The sequence below is a fragment of the Bradyrhizobium sp. CSA112 genome (assembly GCF_029051645.1).
Classification (GTDB): Bacteria; Pseudomonadota; Alphaproteobacteria; order Rhizobiales; family Xanthobacteraceae; genus Bradyrhizobium.
The window spans coordinates 37,542-56,562 of sequence record NZ_JAACFS010000044.1 but is presented as its reverse complement, the minus strand read 5'-3'; the positions used below and the strand labels follow the sequence as shown (position 1 = coordinate 56,562).

The 19,021-nt window shown below is 57.4% G+C and carries 23 protein-coding genes; 18 read left to right on the top strand and 5 right to left on the bottom strand.

Translation table 11 applies throughout. The features are described from left to right. The 3 genes from GWE18_RS37535 to GWE18_RS37525 all read right to left on the bottom strand — a co-directional run. A partial coding sequence (locus GWE18_RS37535; RefSeq protein WP_275190650.1) for a DUF3551 domain-containing protein occupies positions 1 to 229 on the bottom strand: 229 nt, incomplete at its 3' end. A 224-nt stretch (positions 230 to 453) separates the two neighbouring features. Then, the gene (locus GWE18_RS37530) at positions 454 to 1,101 is read right to left on the bottom strand and encodes a response regulator (protein WP_275190647.1); all 648 of its coding nucleotides are present in this window, start codon (positions 1,099 to 1,101) and stop codon (positions 454 to 456) included. Between the two features lie 187 nt (positions 1,102 to 1,288). Beyond that, positions 1,289 to 2,398 (bottom strand): HlyD family secretion protein, encoded by a 1,110-nt coding sequence (locus GWE18_RS37525; RefSeq protein WP_275190646.1) that lies wholly within the window; start codon positions 2,396 to 2,398, stop codon positions 1,289 to 1,291. Positions 2,399 to 2,603: 205 nt separating this feature from the next. Here GWE18_RS37525 and GWE18_RS37520 point away from each other — a divergent pair, with 205 nt between their 5' ends. From GWE18_RS37520 to GWE18_RS37465, 12 genes are all read left to right on the top strand, one after another. Continuing rightward, entirely contained in the window at positions 2,604 to 3,404 is an 801-nt protein-coding gene (locus GWE18_RS37520) for a DUF2092 domain-containing protein (protein WP_275190645.1), read from the top strand. Then, the gene (locus tag GWE18_RS37515; RefSeq protein WP_275190644.1) at positions 3,401 to 3,709 is read left to right on the top strand and encodes a hypothetical protein; all 309 of its coding nucleotides are present in this window, start codon (positions 3,401 to 3,403) and stop codon (positions 3,707 to 3,709) included. The genes GWE18_RS37520 and GWE18_RS37515 overlap by 4 nt, the downstream gene beginning before the upstream one ends. A 42-nt stretch (positions 3,710 to 3,751) precedes the next feature. Further along, positions 3,752 to 4,009 (top strand): hypothetical protein, encoded by a 258-nt coding sequence (locus tag GWE18_RS37510; protein WP_247831465.1) that lies wholly within the window; start codon positions 3,752 to 3,754, stop codon positions 4,007 to 4,009. A gap of 191 nt (positions 4,010 to 4,200) precedes the next feature. Next, positions 4,201 to 4,557, top strand: coding sequence for an HdeA/HdeB family chaperone (locus GWE18_RS37505; RefSeq protein WP_275190643.1), 357 nt, complete (start codon positions 4,201 to 4,203; stop codon positions 4,555 to 4,557). 282 nt (positions 4,558 to 4,839) lie between these two features. Then, positions 4,840 to 6,282: a DUF1254 domain-containing protein gene (locus GWE18_RS37500; protein ID WP_275190642.1), complete on the top strand. Its 1,443-nt coding sequence runs from the start codon at positions 4,840 to 4,842 to the stop codon at positions 6,280 to 6,282. 146 nt (positions 6,283 to 6,428) lie between these two features. Continuing rightward, the gene (locus GWE18_RS37495) at positions 6,429 to 6,737 is read left to right on the top strand and encodes a hypothetical protein (RefSeq protein ID WP_275190641.1); all 309 of its coding nucleotides are present in this window, start codon (positions 6,429 to 6,431) and stop codon (positions 6,735 to 6,737) included. 112 nt (positions 6,738 to 6,849) lie between these two features. Continuing rightward, positions 6,850 to 7,503, top strand: coding sequence for a hypothetical protein (locus tag GWE18_RS37490; protein ID WP_275190649.1), 654 nt, complete (start codon positions 6,850 to 6,852; stop codon positions 7,501 to 7,503). Between the two features lie 92 nt (positions 7,504 to 7,595). Next, positions 7,596 to 7,952: an HdeA/HdeB family chaperone gene (locus GWE18_RS37485; protein ID WP_275190640.1), complete on the top strand. Its 357-nt coding sequence runs from the start codon at positions 7,596 to 7,598 to the stop codon at positions 7,950 to 7,952. 194 nt (positions 7,953 to 8,146) lie between these two features. Next, a complete protein-coding gene (locus tag GWE18_RS37480) occupies positions 8,147 to 8,500 on the top strand; it encodes a response regulator (protein ID WP_275190639.1) in 354 nt (117 codons plus the stop codon). Positions 8,501 to 8,682: 182 nt separating this feature from the next. Then, positions 8,683 to 9,774, top strand: a complete 1,092-nt coding sequence (locus GWE18_RS37475) for a hypothetical protein (RefSeq protein WP_275190638.1) — start codon at positions 8,683 to 8,685, stop codon at positions 9,772 to 9,774. After that, the gene (locus tag GWE18_RS37470) at positions 9,660 to 10,460 is read left to right on the top strand and encodes an ATP-binding protein (RefSeq protein ID WP_275190637.1); all 801 of its coding nucleotides are present in this window, start codon (positions 9,660 to 9,662) and stop codon (positions 10,458 to 10,460) included. Before GWE18_RS37475 ends, GWE18_RS37470 begins: the two co-directional genes overlap by 115 nt. A 458-nt stretch (positions 10,461 to 10,918) precedes the next feature. Continuing rightward, positions 10,919 to 11,398, top strand: a complete 480-nt coding sequence (locus GWE18_RS37465) for a Rid family hydrolase (RefSeq protein ID WP_275190636.1) — start codon at positions 10,919 to 10,921, stop codon at positions 11,396 to 11,398. A 130-nt stretch (positions 11,399 to 11,528) separates the two neighbouring features. On the opposite strand, the gene GWE18_RS37460 is transcribed toward GWE18_RS37465, so the two are convergent. Next, positions 11,529 to 11,747 carry a hypothetical protein gene (locus GWE18_RS37460; protein ID WP_275190635.1) on the bottom strand — a complete coding sequence of 73 codons (219 nt, stop codon included), beginning with the start codon at positions 11,745 to 11,747 and terminating at the stop codon, positions 11,529 to 11,531. Positions 11,748 to 12,144: 397 nt separating this feature from the next. Between GWE18_RS37460 and GWE18_RS37455 the strand changes: the two genes are divergently transcribed. The 6 genes from GWE18_RS37455 (at position 12,145) to GWE18_RS37430 (ending at position 16,991) form a co-directional block, all read left to right on the top strand. Next, positions 12,145 to 13,710, top strand: coding sequence for a 4-hydroxyphenylacetate 3-hydroxylase N-terminal domain-containing protein (locus GWE18_RS37455; protein WP_275190634.1), 1,566 nt, complete (start codon positions 12,145 to 12,147; stop codon positions 13,708 to 13,710). Between the two features lie 5 nt (positions 13,711 to 13,715). After that, a complete protein-coding gene (locus GWE18_RS37450) occupies positions 13,716 to 14,243 on the top strand; it encodes a flavin reductase (RefSeq protein ID WP_275190633.1) in 528 nt (175 codons plus the stop codon). Positions 14,244 to 14,284: 41 nt separating this feature from the next. Then, positions 14,285 to 14,818, top strand: coding sequence for a 3-hydroxyanthranilate 3,4-dioxygenase (gene nbaC, locus GWE18_RS37445; protein ID WP_275190632.1), 534 nt, complete (start codon positions 14,285 to 14,287; stop codon positions 14,816 to 14,818). 27 nt (positions 14,819 to 14,845) lie between these two features. Further along, positions 14,846 to 15,841 (top strand): helix-turn-helix domain-containing protein, encoded by a 996-nt coding sequence (locus GWE18_RS37440; RefSeq protein ID WP_275190631.1) that lies wholly within the window; start codon positions 14,846 to 14,848, stop codon positions 15,839 to 15,841. 53 nt (positions 15,842 to 15,894) lie between these two features. Continuing rightward, a complete protein-coding gene (locus GWE18_RS37435) occupies positions 15,895 to 16,281 on the top strand; it encodes a RidA family protein (RefSeq protein WP_275190630.1) in 387 nt (128 codons plus the stop codon). A gap of 332 nt (positions 16,282 to 16,613) precedes the next feature. Further along, on the top strand, positions 16,614 to 16,991 hold the full coding sequence (locus GWE18_RS37430) for a hypothetical protein (RefSeq protein WP_275190629.1): 378 nt from the start codon (positions 16,614 to 16,616) through the stop codon (positions 16,989 to 16,991). A 209-nt stretch (positions 16,992 to 17,200) separates the two neighbouring features. Here GWE18_RS37430 and GWE18_RS37425 read toward each other — a convergent pair whose 3' ends face one another. After that, the gene (locus GWE18_RS37425; RefSeq protein WP_275190628.1) at positions 17,201 to 18,616 is read right to left on the bottom strand and encodes an integrase family protein; all 1,416 of its coding nucleotides are present in this window, start codon (positions 18,614 to 18,616) and stop codon (positions 17,201 to 17,203) included. Positions 18,617 to 19,021 lie beyond the last annotated feature (405 nt).

The window sequence follows — 19,021 nt, the reverse complement described above, 5'->3', positions numbered from 1 at the left end:
GGGGAGATATACCTGGGCCGCCCGCGTTTTGATCGGGGGCCGGCGCGGCATTGTCGCCAGCCTGGTACCACGGGTTTGCCAGACATTCGTCGAACGTTCCGGACGCTGAGGCTTGGCATTGCTGATAGCTGGTGAAGGTACAGTTGTTCCAGCCCGGATAGTCATCACCTTGCAGGCAGAACGGGAATCGAGTCGAAACCTGCGCATATCCGCTTGCCGGGCATTGGATAGCGCCGAGTACAAGTAGGGTAGTTATCCAGTTCAGCTTCAAAATCCTATTCCTTGGCTGGCAAGCGCCATGCCGTCAGCATCAACTGAGGTTTGTTTGAGCGAGAACCCTAGGAGGGCGATTGCGCACTGCCTATGCAAAATCGGGCAGCCGCCGCCTTTGAGACCGACATGGACGATGGTTCGTCTCGCGATGATGGTGTGGCGGGCTTGCTCGAAAATCCGCTATCGGGGATTTTCGGCATTCGTCGCGGCCGACGGCGCCATCTGTCCGACTCTCTCGGCGACGGAGACGGCCTCCGCAAACGTCTGAACCTGCAGCTTTTCCATCACCATATGTCGATGCGCCTTGATGGTTCGCTCGGAGGTGCCGAGCTCAAAGGCAATCTGCTTGTTCATTTTGCCACGAACCATCAGCGCAAAGACCTCGCTTTCCCGGGGCGTCAGGGTCGCAATCAGGGATCTGAGCGAATTGATCTGGTCCTGTTGCTGCTTCGTTGCGGCAAAATTGGCGAGCGCGCGACCTATCGCGTCGAGCAGGGTCTCTTTGGCTACGGGTTTCAGCAGGAAATCTTCGGCGCCGGCCTTGATCGCTCGTACGCCGGTGGGAACGTCACCGCGGCCCGACATGAAGACGATCGGCCAACGCATTGACAGCTTCGCGAGTTCTTCCTGGAGCTGTAACCCGTCAACCGATGGCATGTTCACGTCGAGCAGAATGCAACCCGGTTTGGCATTATCAATCGAACGCAGAAAGCAACTCGCGGAACTATAGTCCGCCACCGCATAGCCCGAGATTTCCAGCACGCGGGAGAGCGCACCGCGAAACGATGCGTCATCGTCAACGATATGAATTACAGGCGCTGCCGGCATCCAGCAATAATATTCCACTCTGCGCAGGGTCTGTCAGGCAAACTCAAGAACGGGTAAGCCGAAACCATTCAAGCGATGGACATTAACCGTGGCGCGCCGAAGTGGTCAACGCGAAGGCTCGGTGGTGGCGGCACCAATATGCAGTTTGTGCCGCGGCGCCCCTACCTAAGCACCTTTGCCCCGTTCGTCAGAGGTAAGCCGTATACGAGCTGACCCATACCAGAATGGACGCCAGCAGGCCAATAACGCCCGCATTTGCGGCGAACGCGGTGGCGCTTCCGGACATGCCCAGCCGGAGCGAGTCGCGGCTCATTTCGTCCGGAATGGAAATCACGGCCGGGAAGACCGACGCCCCACCAATCGCATTGGTCCGCGCCAGCGTTCCGGATGCAGCAATCTGTCCCTGACCTATCCCTTTTGGAATTTCGATGATTTTGGCGTGATAGATGCGGCCCGGCACATTGTCGAAAACGATATCGACGGCCGCACCTTCCTTGATGGTCTGGAAGCCGTTTTGCGAGAACATGCCGACCAGCGTGATCTCCTTCTCGACAATTAACGACATCGCCGAACGCGCCTGCAGCGCCCGGTCGCCGACCGTCAATGCGACCACGGTAACATAGCCGTCGGCGGGCGCACGAACGTCCGTCTGCGACAATTCCCAGACCGCGTTATCGAGTTGCGCCTGGAGCTGCGCGACCGTGGTATTGACGCCGCCGATCTCGGAATCCAGCGCGAGTCTGGCGCTTTGCTGCGCAGCCTTGGCCGCGACGAGTTGCGCCGACACCGTCTCGTATTGGACCTGCTTGTCCTGCGCCTGGAATTGCGTGTTGGCTTCGTCGGCGGCAAGCGTCTCGATGTCCGCGAGACGCTTCTTGTTGTAGGCGGCCTGCGCGGTGAGCCCCGCGACATTCGCCGTCGCCTGTTCGTAATTCGATTTCAATATTTCGGCGTTCTGCTTTGCGGCGGCGAGCGACGCCTGCAACTGCGTGACCTTGTACTGAAAAGGCGCCGGATCAATCTGGAACAGCACGTCATTCTGCCTCACCGGCACGTTCGGCTTGACCGGGATTGCGACGATCTGCCCCGTCACGTTCGGCGTCACTTCCACCACGCGGCCGGTCACCGTCACGCGCCCCGATGGCGTGAGATAGTTAAAAAGCGCAAGAAATGTTGCGAGGATAAACCCGCCGATGAGGAGCGAAATGATACCCGACAACCAGCCCCAGCGCACAAGTTTGAACCTGGAGAATACGGCCCACATCGCCGCGATATAAAGGCTCAGGATAATGACCACGGCGGAGCTCCCCATCGTTCGGGTACGAGATCGCCATTAGCCGGCAATCTATCAATGCGCGCTATGCAGAATCGGCGCGGTGAAAATCTTCGTACCAAACAATCGCCGTGCCGGTTTTTGCATAGTCGATGCAGCGTGACTTCTCCATGGTGGCCGGCGAGCGAGACCATTCGCCGGAATCATCGTGACTAGCAAGGAGAGCGTTATGAGGCAGGCGTCGATATGCAAAGCCGGGGCGCTTAGCCTTGGCGCGGCCGGGCTGGCGTTGGCCCTGGTTGTTTCGGGCATACCACATGCCCATGCCCAAGAAGATGGCGCCAGCAAAGTTCTCAAAGCCATGTCGGACTATGTGGCGAGCCAGAAGACCATATCGGTCACCTACGATTCCGACATCGAAGTCATTACCTCCACCTTGCAGAAGATTCAGTTCACCAGCTCCGGGCAGGTGCAACTGAGCCGTCCGAACAAGCTCCGCGCCACGCGCACGGGCGGCTATCGGGACGTCGAAGTCGTGTTCGATGGCAAGCTCGTCACCGTGAATGACAAGGATACCAAGAATTACGCCCAGATCGAAGCCGAGGGGACTGCCGATCAATTGATCGACGTATTGCGCGACAAGCACGGCGTCGTCGCTCCGGGCGCCGATCTCCTGCTTTCCAACGCCTTCGACGTCATGATGGCCGACGTTGTCGAGGCCGCCGTGATCGGCAAGGGCGTCATAGATGGCGTCGAATGCGATCATTTGGCGTTCCGTAACTTGGAAACCGACTGGCAGATATGGATCGAGTCCGGCGCCAAGCCTATCCCGCGCAAATATGTGATTACCAGCAAGGGCATCGGCGAGGCGCCACAGTACACGCTGCGCATCAAGGAATGGAAGACAGACGTGTCGGCGGATGCCTTTGCATTCAAGCCGGATACATCCGCCAAGAAGATCGCGCTCGGCGATCTCGGTGACATCGATGAAGTGCCGCAGGGCGTTGCGAAAGCAGGAGCAAAGAAATGACCCGGATAACAAAAACCTTCTTCTATTTCTCGATAGCCACCGTTCTTGGCGGCGCAGCCTTGTTGTGGAATGGGCAACTGCAGCTGGATTCGCAGTCATCGCTGCTTTCGTCCGCCGAAGCCCGGATCGGGCGCCCGCTGACGCCGATGAGTTATGCCGGCGTTGCCCGGCGGACCACACGCAGGGCCGTGGCCGTCGGCGCGGTAGCAACAGGTGCGGCCATCGTGGCAGCGCCCGTGGTGGTCGCACCCGCGTGCACGCAGGTGGTGGACGTCTATGGACGGATCGCCACCGTTTGCCGGTGAATCAGACCCATACTTGACGATCATCAAATGGAGGAGGCAATCATGAAGCGTTCGATTGCACTATCAGCCCTGCTGACGGCTGGATTCGTAACGGCCAGCAGTGAACAGGCCAGCGCCGTAGTTTACTGCCAGTATATTTCGTATCCTGCTGGTTGCGTCGTCCGGCCCGGTGTCGTGCTGCGGCCGCGGCCGGTCGCGCGAGCCGTGGTGACCCCCGGCGTCGGCGCCCCCGGTGTGGGTGTGCGACCGGGAACACCGATGAATCGTGGTGGTCCGGTCAATCGCGTTGGCAGGCGATAGAATTGTCGAGGTCACTTTGACCGCCGTTTGCCGAGAATGCCGCTTCGGAGTGCGGTAGCGCCGCGCTCCATCATTTCAATCAATCATTTTCGGAGCGACGATCATGTTCAAGGGAACGCGCACAGCCGCCTGCTTCTGTGGCTTGCCATGATCGAGCGTTGCGAAGTCAGAACAGCAGGGGAATCATCCAAATGATCGCAAAGAAACTCATCTTGTGTTGCGCGACGGCTATTATTGCGGGGCCGGCGTTGGCCCAGGTCGAACTGAAGACCTATGCGGACCGCGATGGCTATGTCGATGTTCAGAAACTGACCTGCGCCCAGTTGGCGAACACATTCCAGGAAGACGCTGATTACCTCACTGTCTGGTACAGCGGCTGGTACAACGGTCTCGCCAAGAAGCACATGATGCAGGTCGATCGGGCGAAATCCCTCGAGCACGAGGTCATCGTCCACTGCAAGGCAAATCCCGGCAAGAAGGTCATTGAAGCCATCGACGTGGTCTTCAAGGGGTACAGGGCCGAGAAGGGCATCAAAATGAAGCAGTGATCGAACTTCGCCGTTGGCGAAATGTGAAGCATGGGCAAGCAGACGATGCGCGAATGTTTCGGTAATCGGTCCAGACCGGGGATCTGGGCGGCATCGGCGTCGCGATCGCGCTCCTACCCACCCCAGAGGATCACACGGGATCAGAATAAATTGGTCGAGGTCGGCCGCCGGCAATCGGAAAGTCAGATTGAGGAAAGCAGCAATACTGAATTGCGCCGGATTCCCTGACGTCCAAATGCAGATAGATTCGATAACTCAATCGAGCAGTAAGGAGAATGCAAAATGTTTACGAAGCGAGATTTACTTCGTTCCACCGCGGCTATCGCCGCGCTCGCCGTCGCCACGGCGAAGTACAGCCCGGCAATTGCGCAGAACAAAGCCGATTGGCCCAGGCTGTTGGAGGCCAAGGACATCGCCGAAGAAGGCTTCATCTACGGCCTGCCGCTCGTGATGTACTATGCGGTGATGCAAGAGTTCGCCGTGGACAGGAACTCGGGACAGTTCAAGGCGCCGTTCAACGAAATCAAAAGCCTGCACCACGTTGCCACGCCAGAGGATACGGCAGTCATCACGCCAAACAGCGACACCCCTTACTCGTTCATCTGGCTGGATTTGCGCGCTGAACCGATGGTCATCTCGGTGCCGATGATCGAAAAGGACCGCTACTACGCGGTCCAGCTCATCGACGGCAACACCTACAATTTTGGCTACATCGGCACCCGCGCGACGGGGACCGAGCCGGGCGATTATCTGGTAGTCGGCCCCGACTGGAAAGGTGAAAACCCGCCCGGGATCAAGAAGGTCTTCCGATCGACGACGCCGTTCCCGCTCGCGCTTATCCGCACTCAACTCTTCAACCCCGGCGACATATCGAACGTCGAAAAAGTCCAGGCCGGCTACAAGGCCAAGCCGCTTTCCGCCTTCCTTAAGCAACCGGCGCCACCCGCCGCGCCGAAGATCGAGTTCCTTCCTGCCACCACTGCGGGGATCAAGGATAACTTCTTCCAGTATCTCGACGCAGCCCTGCAATTCGTCCCTGAGACGGCAAGGGACAAGACGATTCGCGCGAAACTTGCGAGGATTGGCATCGGTCCCGGCAAGACCTTCGAGTTCAAGGATCTATCGCTCGAACATAAAGCCGAAATCCTGGTGGGCATGAAGCAGGGTGACAACAAGGTCGACAAATGGCTGGCCGGCGGAAACAAGAACATCAACGGCTGGAACGTCGGCTCGTTCTTTGGCGACGAGGCCTTCTACAACGGCGATTGGGTGATGCGGGCCGGGAGTGCAAAGGGCGGTCTCTTGGGCAACGATGCCGTGGAAGCGATGTACCCCTATACCCGAACGGACGCGACCGGTGATCTGCTCGACGGCAGCAAGCACAAGTACACAATCACATTCCCGCCCGGCCAATTGCCGCCAGTGAATGCGTTTTGGTCCGTTACGATGTACGACGGCAAGAGCCAGCTCTTGGTCAAGAACCCGATCAATCGCTACCTGATCAATTCTCCGATGCTGTCGGCGATGAAAAAGGACGCAGACGGCTCGCTGACGCTGTACATCCAAAAAGACAGTCCCGGTGCGGATAAGGAAGCAAATTGGCTTCCGGCGCCGGCCGACAGAATCTATCTCGTGATGCGGCTATACTGGCCGAAGCCCGCGCCACCTTCGATCCTGCCGCCGGGCCAAGGGACATGGCAGCCGCCCGGTATCAAGCGGGTTTGATGGCACTTGGACCAATCATGTCGCCCGGAAAGTGACTTGAGTGCGCGAACTCGTGCCGGCCTTTTTTGGCGGGCGCGAGTTCGAGCGTGACTCACGGGTTCTATAGCAGCAATCGGAAAGGAAGATGGTGAGCAATCACACACAGAGTGCTGATCCTCGCAGGAATACTCGGCCTGGCGACAATACAATCGGCGCGCGCTCAGACCAACCTCAGCGCCTACGCAGATTTTCGTAGGAAACCGAATCAATCCGAATCGGGCTACGCGCTTAAGAGTCCACGCCCTAGCTCAAGCACCGGTCATGAAAATTCGCCGTGGTTCGGCAAAGCGCACATTCGCATGCCGCGCGGCATGCCGAAGCTGTCGATACGCCGACAAGCCATGTCGGATTTCGATGTGTCGTCCGATATTGAGGCGGCTCGCTTTATGTTTTCCGGCCGGTTCGTTTTTGCATAGTCGATGCTTCATCGGGCACCCATAGTGCCGACGCGACCGACCGCCGATGACATTAGCGTAACCCGAATCCCAACAGGAGAAAGCAGACATGACGAGCGGAAGATTTGTTCAGATGGCCGGGCTGCTCGCCGTGACGGCGATACTGGGCGGCATGGCAACGGCTAGTGCCCAAACAGCACAGGCGCCGCCCGCGTTGAAAACGATTGGTACGCCGGCCGCCGCAGCCAAGCCTGAGATCGTTCCCTCGCTATTCGTGCTCAATTCCCGTGCGGCGACGTTGCAGGGCGAGACGCTGATGCTGATGGGCATTGCCCCGAACTCCATCATATTTGCCGACCGCCCGGTGCGATCCGCCGGCCATCAGCCCACCGCCGACGTCATCGCGGAATGGGGATCAGGCGACGACAGCTTTACCAAGAATCCTCCGAACGCGACCTTGTCCGTATTCGGCAAGGATGGCGCGGTGAAGGACGCAGTCGTGGTGCTGAAGAACCCGAAGCTCGAGGGCGACAAGCTGACGTTCACCGTTCAGACCCTCGAAGGGGATATCGCCGGCGCGGACGGTGGGGCGGCGCTGTTCATTGACATCATCGGCCGGCCGTTCACGCCAATGTCGTTTGCCGGCGTCGCACGGCGTTCGGCATTCCGGGGCGCGATGTACGCCGGCGCCGTTGGTGCCGCCGCCTATGGCGCGGCTGCGTACGCCGCGCCGTATCCGTACGCGCGGCCTGTGTGCGGCTATTATCCCTATCCGCCCTGTTACTGAGAAGAGAGGAGGCGGGGGAAGATGCAAGCTTCCCCCGCTTCAATTCGGAGACCAGGCGACGAGCTCAGCAGTAGAATGGAATGGAGCGCAAGATGAACAGGGCCCTGATTATCGCAACGATATTGTCTGCGGCGGCGATTCCAGTTGCCCGCGCCCAGGTCGATCTCAGCACCTATGCCGATGCCAACGGGTTCCTGAATGTCCAGAAATTGACATGCGCTCAACTCGCCGGGACCTGGCAGGGCGACGCCGACCGGCTGACGGCTTGGTATAGCGGCTGGTACAACGGACTCGCTCGCAAGCATTATATCGATATCGTCAAATCAAAGGAGGCCGAGCACGAGATCATCGTCTATTGCAAGGCGAACCCTGGTCAATTGATCATCGAGGCGATCGCGGTCGTGTTCAAGGACATGCGGGCGAAGCTGGGAATTGAAATGAAGCCCTGAAATCTGGCGGTTTGCGGTTACAACGGTGGGCGCCCTTTGCCACAGGGGCGGATTTTGCATAGTGCCAAGAAGGACATCGGTGCAGAACTGCTGTTTGCAAGCCGCGCGCTGGAGCTAATCTGATCGCGGTTCGTATCTGGGACTTGCTTTTCTTGCCGAGGGGATAACTGCAAACGACCAATGATCGTTTCGTCATGCGCACCATAGCTGTCGTCGATGACAATCCCAGCATGCTGCAAGGTCTAAACCGCCTTCTGTCGGCCCATGGCTTCCGCGTCCGGACGTTTGCGTCGGCGGAGGCTTTTTTGGAGGCCTATGTCGAGTGCGAAGTGGATTATTTGCTCCTGGACATTCACCTTGGCGGAATGTCGGGCATAGACCTGCAACGGCAATTGATCTCGTCAGGTAGGGAATTACCGGTCATTATGATGACGGCCATCGATAGTGAGGTCACCCGGCAGGAGGCGTTCGACACGGGCTGCGTTGCGTATTTGAAGAAGCCGTTTCTGTCAAAACTGCTCATCGATGCTATCGGCAGGATTCTCTGAGGAAAGCAGCCCAATTCCTTAACGATTGCAGGGAATGGTCGCGGAAGTTGAATTATTCTCCCATATGTTGGTCGAGTCGAGTACCATTGGGTTGCCAGTCATATTGTGACATCCCGCGTAAACGGCTTCCTTATTGCATGATAACTCGAGTATTTTTCAGTTCGATCGTTCTGCTCCTGGCGATGACCGGTGCGGCTATTTCCCAGCCAAAGCGGGTGCTGATTGTCCATTCCGTCGGTCGCGATTTCTCGCCGTGGGATTACTACGCAAGAAAGATCCGCGAAGAGTTGAGGCTTCAGTCGAAAGATCCCATCGATATCTTCGAGGCCTCCCTGTCGACGGCCCGCTTCCCCGACGGGAATGAAGACGCCTTTGTCGACTATTTGAATGCAGTGTTTTCCGAGCGCAAGCTCGACCTGATCATGACGATCGGCGGTCCCGCGGCACGATTCTTTCAGCAAAACCGTCAGCGAATTTTTCCGTCGATCCCAACCTTGTACGCGGCCCTCGCGCAGCGGATGTCTTCGAACGCACCGGCGACCGATGCAATGGTTTCGGTAACTGTCGATGTGTTAAGCACTCTTGACCAGATCCTGAAGTTGGTTCCGGAGACGACCATGGTCTTCATCGTGATCGGACGTTCTCCGATCGAGAAGCTATGGCTGGAGGAGATGCGCAAGCTGTTCCAGCCGCTGACAAGCCGGGTTGACATCACTTATTCCAATGAACTGTCGCTCGAAGAGATACTAAAGCAGGTGGCTATCCTGCCACCCCGGAGTTTCATCGTCTACGGGCAGATGTTGGTGGACGCCGCCGGCGTCGTGCACGAAGGCAATCGAGCCATAGACCGGATTCACGCGGTTGCCAATGCGCCAATCTTTTCAGAACAGGATGCGTTCTTCGGCCGAGGGATCGTCGGTGGCCGGATGACGAACATATCCGATGTCAGCCAACGGACCGCCGCCGTTGCCGTGCGCATTCTGAGCGGAGAGTTGCCGGGCAGCATCAAGACGCCTCCGATCCCTGCTGCATCGCCTAGATACGACTGGAGAGAGCTGAAACGCTGGAACATCAGCGAAAGCCAATTGCCGCCAGGCAGTGAAGTTTTTTTCGCGTGCCCAGCCTCTGGGAGCAATATAAACTACAGCTGTCGGCTGTTATGGCGGCCATTCTGCTGCAGGCGGGCATCATTGCATTGCTGCTCGTCGAGCGGCGGCGACGCGTTGTCGCCCAGGCGGAGGCGACCAGTCGCCGTCAGGAGGTCGTCCGTTTGAATCGGGTCACGACCGCAAGCGTTCTGTCGTCATCGATCGCGCATGAACTCAATCAGCCGCTCGGAGCTATCCTGAGCAATACCGAGGCCGCGCAGATGTTGCTCAAGGCCCATCCGCTCGACATGGCGCAGCTCGGCGAGATCCTTTCCGATATCGTCCGGGATGAGCAACGTGCGAGCGAGATCATCAGCGGCCTGCGGAATCTGCTCAACAACAGAACGGAATCCGATCTGCAGACGCTCGATTTGAACGATACCGTGCGCGACGTCGTCAAGATTGTGTCTCCTGAAGTCACAAGGCGGGGAGTGATTTTACGTACCATTCTTGCCACGGAGCCATTACGGGTGCGCTGCGATCCGATTCATCTGCAGCAAGTCATCATCAACCTCGTGATGAATGGCGTTGACGCGATGGAAGAGGTGGCCAACCCGCATAATCTGACGATCCGAACAAATCTGGCTGATACCGGCGACGTCGAGGCCCGAATATCCGACTCCGGCACGGGTATCCCCAACGACAAGCTGGCCAGCATTTTCAATGCATTCGTCACGACGAAACCGCAAGGGACGGGGCTGGGACTCCCAATCGCGAGAACGATCCTCGAAAGCTACGGCGGCGAGCTCTGGGCTGAGAACCGTACCCGCGGAGCCGTGTTCTCATTTAAGCTTCCGCCGGCCAAAGCTTAGTAAAAGCTGACCCTGGGTAGTCCGCTTCTGGCGCAAAGCAGCCGTTCGTACGCAGACATTCGGCCCGCGACCGATAAGGACACATCACTTTGAAACCAGGCTCGGGAAGGGGCCTACAGTATCACGCACATCACTGCGCCGTGTGGGTGTACTTCGAGACATTCAAGAGCTGGACCTTCGCTATAGAGCCGACCAGAAAAGCCTGATGTCAGCCTGCCTCGGTGGCTTTCGGTAGAAAGGAGTGATTTCAGCCATTTGCTCAGATTCGGCAACGGTCGGTGAGCACCGGGTTTCCCGGTTGAGTGAGCGAGCTGTCTCCGGCGTGTGTAAGTGGTTAGCGTATTTTCACAAATGGTTGTTGTGCAGGCTCCATTCCACCCCTCTTGTTCACCGGCCCCTGCTGTTGCAATGCGACTCCGGGCCTTTAGAGGAAGTGAACGCACTAAGGGAGATAGAGGATGCTCGTCCGTCTCATGACATCGCTGATGATGGTTGCCCTACTAAGTTGCGTGGAGGCTTCGGCTCAGGCCCAAGCGGATTTTAGAAAGGAGAGTTTCAACTACAGTGAATGGACTAAGGGCAAGTTCTCGGAGGTCGTGACTGTCACAAACGCGAGCAAGTTCATTTTCCTTTCTGGGACAGGGGCTGAGCGCGAGGGAGACGGCGAGATCCTGTTTCGCGACGACTTCATGGCGCAATGCAAATACGCGTACTCAAAGATCAAGAAGGCCCTGCAGGCACAAGGCGCGACAATGAACGACGTGGTACGGATCGTTACCTACACCACTGACGTAAGGTTCTTTCAGGATGCGCTGAAATGCAGAGCGGATGCCTTCGGGAGTGCTCCAATCCCCGCCTCCACCTTCTTGGTCGTCAGTCAGCTCGCGTGGCCGTTCATGACCATAGAAATCGACGTAACGGCTGCCCTTGGAAAATAGCGCTCGGTTCTCTGTCGACGGGTTGGTCGCCACCAACAGTCGCACGCGATCATCGTGACGACTGCCCCGTTTGGTGCGGTGCTGTTAGTCGGTGTTGCTCGATGTGCCCCATGCCCTTCGCGCCGTTTTGCTAACGACGAAATCGGTCCGTCTGTTGACCGATGACTGGTGAAAATGAACGAACGGTATTCACTGCACCAAGTCGTTTGACGTATGCGGTCTTTGCACTGCTGGTTTGTTGTAGTTGCTGATGGATCAAACCGAATTTGGAATGCGTCTGCGTGCTGCGGTCCACAACAGCGACACGGGAAATGGCTGGGATCAGTACGAAGACCATCGTATCCGCCACATTCGCTCTCGCAGTCGGCTACCGCATCACTCTTTCGATGACGGTCCTAAACCGACGCCACCGCCGGGCACAGGCTGATTGACAGATCGCCGTGCCTCCAACACCGCCGATGCGGTAGTGTTCTAGGCATCGGGGGAACGTGATGGTCATAACGACATCGGGATCGATACGTGGTCGACCAGTCTTGTCGAGCCGGCGCCCCGCCTCGACTAACTGGATTGGCGCTGTATGCGAATGCATTCTCGAGCAGCAACAGTTGCGCGACCGGCCCCCCGGTGAACTGTGCCTGAAGGCGTTCTATGGGGCTCTGTTTTTGAGAAAATGGTCGTTGTGGCGGTAAGACGTGTCCTGCACTGTTCGGTGTCGGAACGAGGACCAACAAGCTGGGAGTTGAGCGATGAACGCTAGGCCGGAAGACGTCGTCAAGAATCTGGGCCGCCCGTTTACCGGTGCCGAGTATCTTGAGTCTCTGCGAGATGGCCGGGAGGTCTGGATTTACGGCGAGCGGGTCAAGGATGTCACCAAACATCCGGCCTTCCGAAACTCCGCTGTATCGGTGGCTAAGCTCTACGATGCGCTGCATGACGAGCGGACCAAGAGCATTCTCACGACCGAGACCGACACAGGATCCAAGGGTTACACCCATCGCTTCTTTCGCTATGCGCGGTCTCGCGAAGATATGCTGGCGCAACGCGACGCCATCGCGGCTTGGTCGCGGATCACATATGGCTGGATGGGCCGAAGCCCCGACTACAAAGCAAGCTTCACAAGCACGCTCGGCGCAAACGCCGAATTCTACGGCAAGTTCGCCGACAACGCCCGTGCTTGGTATAGCCGCGCGCAAGAGGCCGTTCCGTTCATCAATCACACGCTGGCAAATCCGCCGATCGACCGAAACAAAGCCGCCGATCATGTAAAGGACGTCTATGTCAGCGTTCAGAAAGAGACTGACGCCGGCATTTACGTCTCAGGTGCCAAGGTGGTGGCAACGTCATCCGTCATCACAAACTACAATTTTCTCGGCCAGAACATGGCGGCCGAGATCACTGACGATAGCCTGGCTGTAATGTTTATGGTCCAGATGAACGCGCCCGGCGTCAAACTTATATGCCGTCCGTCCTACGAACTTAGTGCGGCTGCTACCGGCTCTCCGTTCGACTATCCCCTGAGCAGTCGGTTCGACGAAAACGATTCGATTTTCATCTTCGATAACGCCTTCATCCCGTGGGAAAACGTGTTCGTATATCGTGATATCGAGATGCTCAAGAAGTTCTATCCCCGTTCGGGCTTCTTGAATGGCTTTACTTTCCACGGTTGTACCCGATTGGCCGTCAAACTGGATTTCGTAATCGGATTGCTGCAGAAGGCCTTGCGAGCTACGGGCGTCGAAGAATTTCGCGGAATCCAGGTTCAGATGGGTGAGATCGTTGGATGGCGCAACCTCTTCTGGGCGCTCACCGATGCCATGGCAGGAGCTCCGGACAAGTGGGTGGGAGATGCCTACCTGCCGAACATTAAGGCAAGTACATCCTATCGCATCTTCGCCACAGAAGCCTATCCGGCCATCAAGTCGATCATCCAGCAGATCGTAGCCTCTGGCTTGATCTATCTCCCTTCGAGTTCTCGAGATTTCAAGAATCCGGAAGTCGATAAGTATCTCGCGAGATATGCTCGCGGCTCGAACGGGATCGACTACAAGGAGCGTATTAAGATCATGAAAGCTCTTTGGGACGCTGTAGGCTCCGAGTTCGGAGGTCGCCATGAACTGTACGAACGAAACTATGCGGGCAATAACGAGGCCATCCGGATGCAGGCGCTCATGCACGCGAAAGGCTCGGGCGCCTTAGCGGAGATGGAAGCGCTCGCGGCCGCCTGTCTCAGCGAATATGACGAAAATGGCTGGCGTGACTCTGCGTACTATAACAACGACGATATCTCGATCCTCAACCGTATTGCGGGGTAATGCACGTGGCGATCGACAAAAATTCCTTTCGGAATGCAATGGCTCGCCTAGGTGCCGCCGTCTCGGTGGTAACGACCGACGGGCCGGGGGGTAAATGCGGCTTCACGTGCACAGCAGTATGTTCGGTGACCGACGAGCCTGCCACCCTGTTGGTCTGCATCAACCGCAGCAGTCAAATGAATCCCGTCTTCAAGAAGAATGACGTCTTCTGCGTCAATGTCTTGAGCGCCGAGCAGGAGCATCTGTCGGGCATTTTCGCAGGGTGCGCGGGAGTCGCTATGGGAGAGCGTTTCTTGGACGGAAACTGGGGCACGCTCACGACAGGCGCGCCGGCGCTGTTGGACGCGGTCGAAGCGCTAGACTGCCGGGTGATCGGCATCAAGGAAGTGGGAACCCATACGGTTCTCTTCGGGCGCGTTGACGCCGTCAGCTTCCACGAGACTCCGAAATCGCTGATCTATCTGAACAGAAAATACCACTCGTTGCCGATCGCTCTTACGGTCGAGCGGCAGTCGTCCTGCGCAGTCGCCTGAAATGGCTTAGTAGTCTGCAACCGAACAGCGGAGATCGTGCAATGCACAATGCGCTCAAAAACCTTCCCATAAACCTGGACGCTTGGATCGAGAAGAACAAGGACACGCTGAAACCACCGATCGGCAACCGACAGTTCTGGAAGGGCGACTGGCAAAATCTTATGGTGATGATGGTCGGAGGACCGAACTATCGTCCAGATTACCACGATGATCCCGGCGAGGAATTGTTCATTCAACTCCGGGGCGATGTTACGCTGAACCTGATTGATCCGGTGACGCGCGTCCGAAGCCAGGTAATAGTCCGGGAGGGCGAAATGTACCTCCTGCCTTCGCACGTTCGGCATTCCCCGCAACGTCCCGAGGGCTGCATCGGTCTCGTTATCGAACGTTACAGGCAACCCGGCGAGATCGATGCGTTAGAATGGTACGACGAGGCCGGCAACCTTGAGTTCAGGGGAGAGTTTCTGGTCGAAAACATCGAGGAAGACCTAGCCATGGTCCAAGGCGCTTGGGCGGAGTGGAAACAGCGCAAAGATCGTCTCGTGCCGACCGTCTGGCGAGCCGGAGCCATCTAGGATTCAGTTTAAAATGCCGGAAGCCCAATGAAGAAGGTCGGTACGAAAGGTAAGAGCCCGGGCCGAAATCCCGTCAAGGGAAATTCCGCAGCCGTTCTGAACGTGCCCGCCTACAGGCTCTACGGCGAAGATCGCACACAATCGATCTTCGGATTCTTTCACATCGAGCCGTTTTTCGTGCGCAACATACCCAACAATTGGCGTATCAGCCCGCATCGGCATCCGGACTTCGATCAGTTGTCCATCCTCCTCGGCGGCCAATGCAGCTTTCAGCACGACGGTCGCAAGGAATCCGTTGGCGCGCCATCTTGCGTCTATACGCCTGCCAATGTCGTGCATGAGTTCGTCTATGAACCTGATGCGAAAGGTTTCGTGATCAGCGTGTCCTCCGATTTCGCGACGGGGCTTCCCTCAGTGGAAGGTGCCCTGAACACAGCGCTGCTGCGCCTTTCCTCCCACCGGGTCGTCCTATTTCCGCCCGACGCAGCCGCAACGTCGCTGCAAAGCCTTGTCAACCAAATTGCCGCGAACTTCGAACGAGCCCATCGGTACCGACGTGACGTTCTGCGATACCTTTTCGCTTGCCTTCTCCTGGAAATCGACGGCGTGGTGTTGCGGGCTCAGCCCGATGCCTTGGGACTCCGACCAGAGGGTGTGGCCGCCGAGCTTTTTGAACGCTTCAAGGATCTCCTGCGATCGGTAATCGGAGCTGTCGGATTTTCCGAGAACGAGCGGCCCCAGGCGCACACCGTCGAGGTCTTTGCAGAGCGTCTCTCGACGACAACGTACGTACTTAACTCGGCGTGCCAAAGGGTGAGCGGCGCCAGTGCGCGCGAACTCATCCATGCGGCCGTTTTGGAGCAGGCAACCCGGCTTCTTCTCTATTCGAGCAAGCCGGTGAAGGAAATCTCGTTCCTGCTCGGCTACTCCCACGCATCTCACTTCGCTCGATTCTTCAAGCAGCGGAGGGGGACCACCCCCGAAATATTCAGGGCAAGCTTCCTGGCTGGTTCCGACGCCTAGCCTTTCTCGACCTCGTCGTTTCAGTAGTTCGCCTTTAAATATAGGAGAAATCAGTGGCCCGCATCGTAATCAACAATCCAGCGCTTCCTCGATCTAAATCTCCGCATTCTAATGCGGTGCGCGTGGGTAACCTTATCTTCGTTTCGGGCTTTCCCGGTTACGACGAGAACGTCCAAGTGCCAAAGGGCGATTTCGCCGCCCAGATGCGTCTGGCGTTGAAGAACGTTAAAGCCACTCTCGAATACGCTGGCAGTTCGCTCGAAAAGGTCGCGAAAGTCAACGTGTACCTCGATCGGCGCGCCGATTTCGACGAACTAAATGAAATCTACAAAGAGTTCTTCGGGGACGAGCCGTCGCAGTGGCCCGCTCGCACGACGGTCGAGGCGCGGCTTCCACGGAAGGACTTCCTGCTGGAGATCGATTGCATCGCGGAAGTCTGATGGATCGATATTCCAATGCCTATCCTTGTCCTTGGAGGAGGAGCGCGCTCAGTCGTTACGGTGTCGGGTACAGAGGCTACCTGTTAAGGGGCCTTGCTGCCCCGGCTAACGTGACCTCGCGGGGAGGGCCCTTCTTGGCGCAAAGCCCCCAAGCGCTCGCGCTCGACCATTTCCGCATAATGCCGCTTTTCTGTTGCCAATTTGACGCTGTCGGGAAAGCTCGGCAGAGCCGGCCTTCGCGTCGGCTGCAAGCACTCGACATATCCCCCAACAGGCAGATATGTTCGATCTTTCATTTTGCGTATCCTCCTCAGTGGTTGCGGGGGCGTGGCGTGAGCATTCAGATCACGACGTTGAAGGTCTTGGCCGGACAACCTGGAGGACGAGCAACGCACGCTGACGTCACTAGATCTGTTGCCATCTTGATGTCTAGCGGCGCGGATTGGTCAGACCGCATGAAGCGCCTGGCAGCGCGCGCGCCGGATCTGAGCATTTTTTCCAGCGGCTATGTTATCCGAGACGACAGCGGGTGGCAGATCACTGATGCCGGCCGCGCTTTCCTGACATCCATCGAAGCGCCGACCTGCGAGACCACGGTTATTGAACCTGAGATCGTTCAGCCAGTGCTCGCGGCCGAGCCTAATCTTCTGACGAATGTTGTCCGTATCACGGATCTAGCGGATCGACGTCGCCGACGCGAAGCCGCCTAAATGGGTGCGTGGGGGTACTCCTTTGCGCTACTTTTCGGATATGGCCAATCTGACGGACGATTTCTACTTTCGAGAAGCAGACATTGTCCGCGTTGAATCGCGACTGGCAGCTTCTGGCGCAAAGCGGCCGTTGGAGTTTGGATGTTGGATCTGGCTAGCCGCAGTTGGCTGGACCTAGCTCAAGCTTCCTTATGATGGATTGGACCGATTCATGAGGTCGATGCAGAAGCGCCCAGTTCTCCAACGCGCTGAGCTTCAGACAGATCATTGCCTGATTTATGCACCAGTCCGACTATATCCTGTTTCGCACCGGAAATGGTCTCCCGGATCACTCGCCGGCTCGCACCTCTCCCGAGCCAATCCTGCAACGCATGATCTTGGGTAATCGATGCGCCCAGCGCTGCAAATACTGCACTGCTTATTGCTTGCTGCTGGCTCCGTAGATGGTCCTCTAGAAGCTTGTGTCGCGTGATGTAGCCCGCGTTCACTCCGGGAATGGCATGGTTCATCAGGAGCTTGGCGTCGATTTCTGAAACTCCCGCCGCCGTTGCGATCCTTCGGAAGGTCTGGCGGAGATCATTGCCCCACTTCGAGAGTATCTCACGGTCCTCCTTTGTCTCGGCCAAGTGCCCCGACTCACTGTCCGCCGGAAAGACCCATTCTAAGGCTTGCACAGGATACATCTGCCTGCCCAACCGAATTGCTCGGATGAGGCACAGGATCATCTGGCGAGAAAGTGGGATATCGAAGGCTTTCTTCTTGCCGCCTTTTGGCTTGGGAATGTGGAGCGTGCGTCGCCAAAAATCTATGTGATCAGGCTTCATCTGCTGCAGCGCAGTGGGTCGAGAGCCGCACAGAAGAGTAAAGAGGTGGAACTCCCGACGCACCGGATTGTCGAGGGCTGCGAGCTCCATGAACCAGCCCTCCAAGTCGGCCGATCCCATCCCGGTGTTGCGCCGCTCCTCCTCATTCCAGTCGACTGCATCGGCGGGATTGTCGGGTGGCAAGGACTTATTGGTCTTCCGGGCTTGATTGTAGATGGCGCGTAACGTTCGCATGCTGCCATTGGCCATGTACGGGCCGTTCTCCCTCGTGACGTCATCGTGCTTTTTTGCCACCCGAGCCGGGTCCATTGCGAGTTCATGCAGGGAAGTGTCGAGGCATTCCGCAAAGATCCGTTCGACGTGGTCGCGGTAGCCGTTAATAGTCTTTTCGCTGCGGCCCTTGCGGATCAGATGAGCCTCCAGATACCGCTGCCAAGCCTCCCTAAGGGTGACGCCTGCGATGGCGCCGTCACTTCCGGCGCTTGGAGTGGTACTAGCCCCGTCAGCTTGTTTGTTGTCCCTCGGGTGTCGTCCCTGGCTGATTCCAGCCAAGTATTCCTTCGCTATGGCGCGCGCAGTTCGGGTTGACATCTCGCCAGCATTGCCAATGGAGACCCTGATCGATGAAGCGCGTTTGCCCCCTTGCCTGAGGTCGCCCTGGACGGTGAACGTCCTTTTCCGCTTTCCAACGACGACAAAGAAGCCCTTCAGTTCCGTGTCCCGCGCCAAATACCAGCCGTCCTTTGGTGCGGGTAATTGAGCAATCGTTTTGTCAGTCAGAGAAATTCGAATGTCGGGCATGAGCAGAGTCCAAGGCCGCTAAAACGGTTTTCAAACGGTGTTAGCGGATCAAGCAGTTCGAAGGTTTGAATTCGATGGAGCGCGAAATTATGCGAGAAGCACCTATAAACAAAGGCCTTCTTGAACTGTCGTCGCAGCATGGCGCGCATTTAGAAACTGCAGCGAAGAGCTCGTCTTGAACTCTTAATCAGCGGGTCCCAGGTTCGAGCCCTGGTGCGCCCACCATCGCGAGATCGCGGCATTGGCAAGCCAGAACGGGCCTTTCAGTCGGGAAATCGGCTTGATCCGTTCTGAACTCCGCCCAAGAAGCCAACTTTGATTGCTGCGCGCTTTTCCATCGTTTCTGTGCCTTCGCCATGAAGTACTGCGCACAAGTCAATTGGTACAGATCGATCGCGAGCCCGT

Coding starts and splice junctions, on each gene's coding strand:
- GWE18_RS37480 (WP_275190639.1), top strand. CDS start 8,147: ATGCGCACCATAGCTGTCGTCGATGACAATCCCAGCATGCTGCAAGGT.
- nbaC (WP_275190632.1), top strand. CDS start 14,285: ATGCACAATGCGCTCAAAAACCTTCCCATAAACCTGGACGCTTGGATC.
- GWE18_RS37465 (WP_275190636.1), top strand. CDS start 10,919: ATGCTCGTCCGTCTCATGACATCGCTGATGATGGTTGCCCTACTAAGT.
- GWE18_RS37530 (WP_275190647.1), bottom strand. CDS start 1,101: ATGCCGGCAGCGCCTGTAATTCATATCGTTGACGATGACGCATCGTTT.
- GWE18_RS37515 (WP_275190644.1), top strand. CDS start 3,401: ATGACCCGGATAACAAAAACCTTCTTCTATTTCTCGATAGCCACCGTT.
- GWE18_RS37490 (WP_275190649.1), top strand. CDS start 6,850: ATGGCCGGGCTGCTCGCCGTGACGGCGATACTGGGCGGCATGGCAACG.
- GWE18_RS37440 (WP_275190631.1), top strand. CDS start 14,846: ATGAAGAAGGTCGGTACGAAAGGTAAGAGCCCGGGCCGAAATCCCGTC.
- GWE18_RS37520 (WP_275190645.1), top strand. CDS start 2,604: ATGAGGCAGGCGTCGATATGCAAAGCCGGGGCGCTTAGCCTTGGCGCG.
- GWE18_RS37485 (WP_275190640.1), top strand. CDS start 7,596: ATGAACAGGGCCCTGATTATCGCAACGATATTGTCTGCGGCGGCGATT.
- GWE18_RS37455 (WP_275190634.1), top strand. CDS start 12,145: ATGAACGCTAGGCCGGAAGACGTCGTCAAGAATCTGGGCCGCCCGTTT.
- GWE18_RS37510 (WP_247831465.1), top strand. CDS start 3,752: ATGAAGCGTTCGATTGCACTATCAGCCCTGCTGACGGCTGGATTCGTA.
- GWE18_RS37500 (WP_275190642.1), top strand. CDS start 4,840: ATGTTTACGAAGCGAGATTTACTTCGTTCCACCGCGGCTATCGCCGCG.
- GWE18_RS37475 (WP_275190638.1), top strand. CDS start 8,683: ATGACCGGTGCGGCTATTTCCCAGCCAAAGCGGGTGCTGATTGTCCAT.
- GWE18_RS37505 (WP_275190643.1), top strand. CDS start 4,201: ATGATCGCAAAGAAACTCATCTTGTGTTGCGCGACGGCTATTATTGCG.
- GWE18_RS37425 (WP_275190628.1), bottom strand. CDS start 18,616: ATGCCCGACATTCGAATTTCTCTGACTGACAAAACGATTGCTCAATTA.
- GWE18_RS37470 (WP_275190637.1), top strand. CDS start 9,660: ATGGCGGCCATTCTGCTGCAGGCGGGCATCATTGCATTGCTGCTCGTC.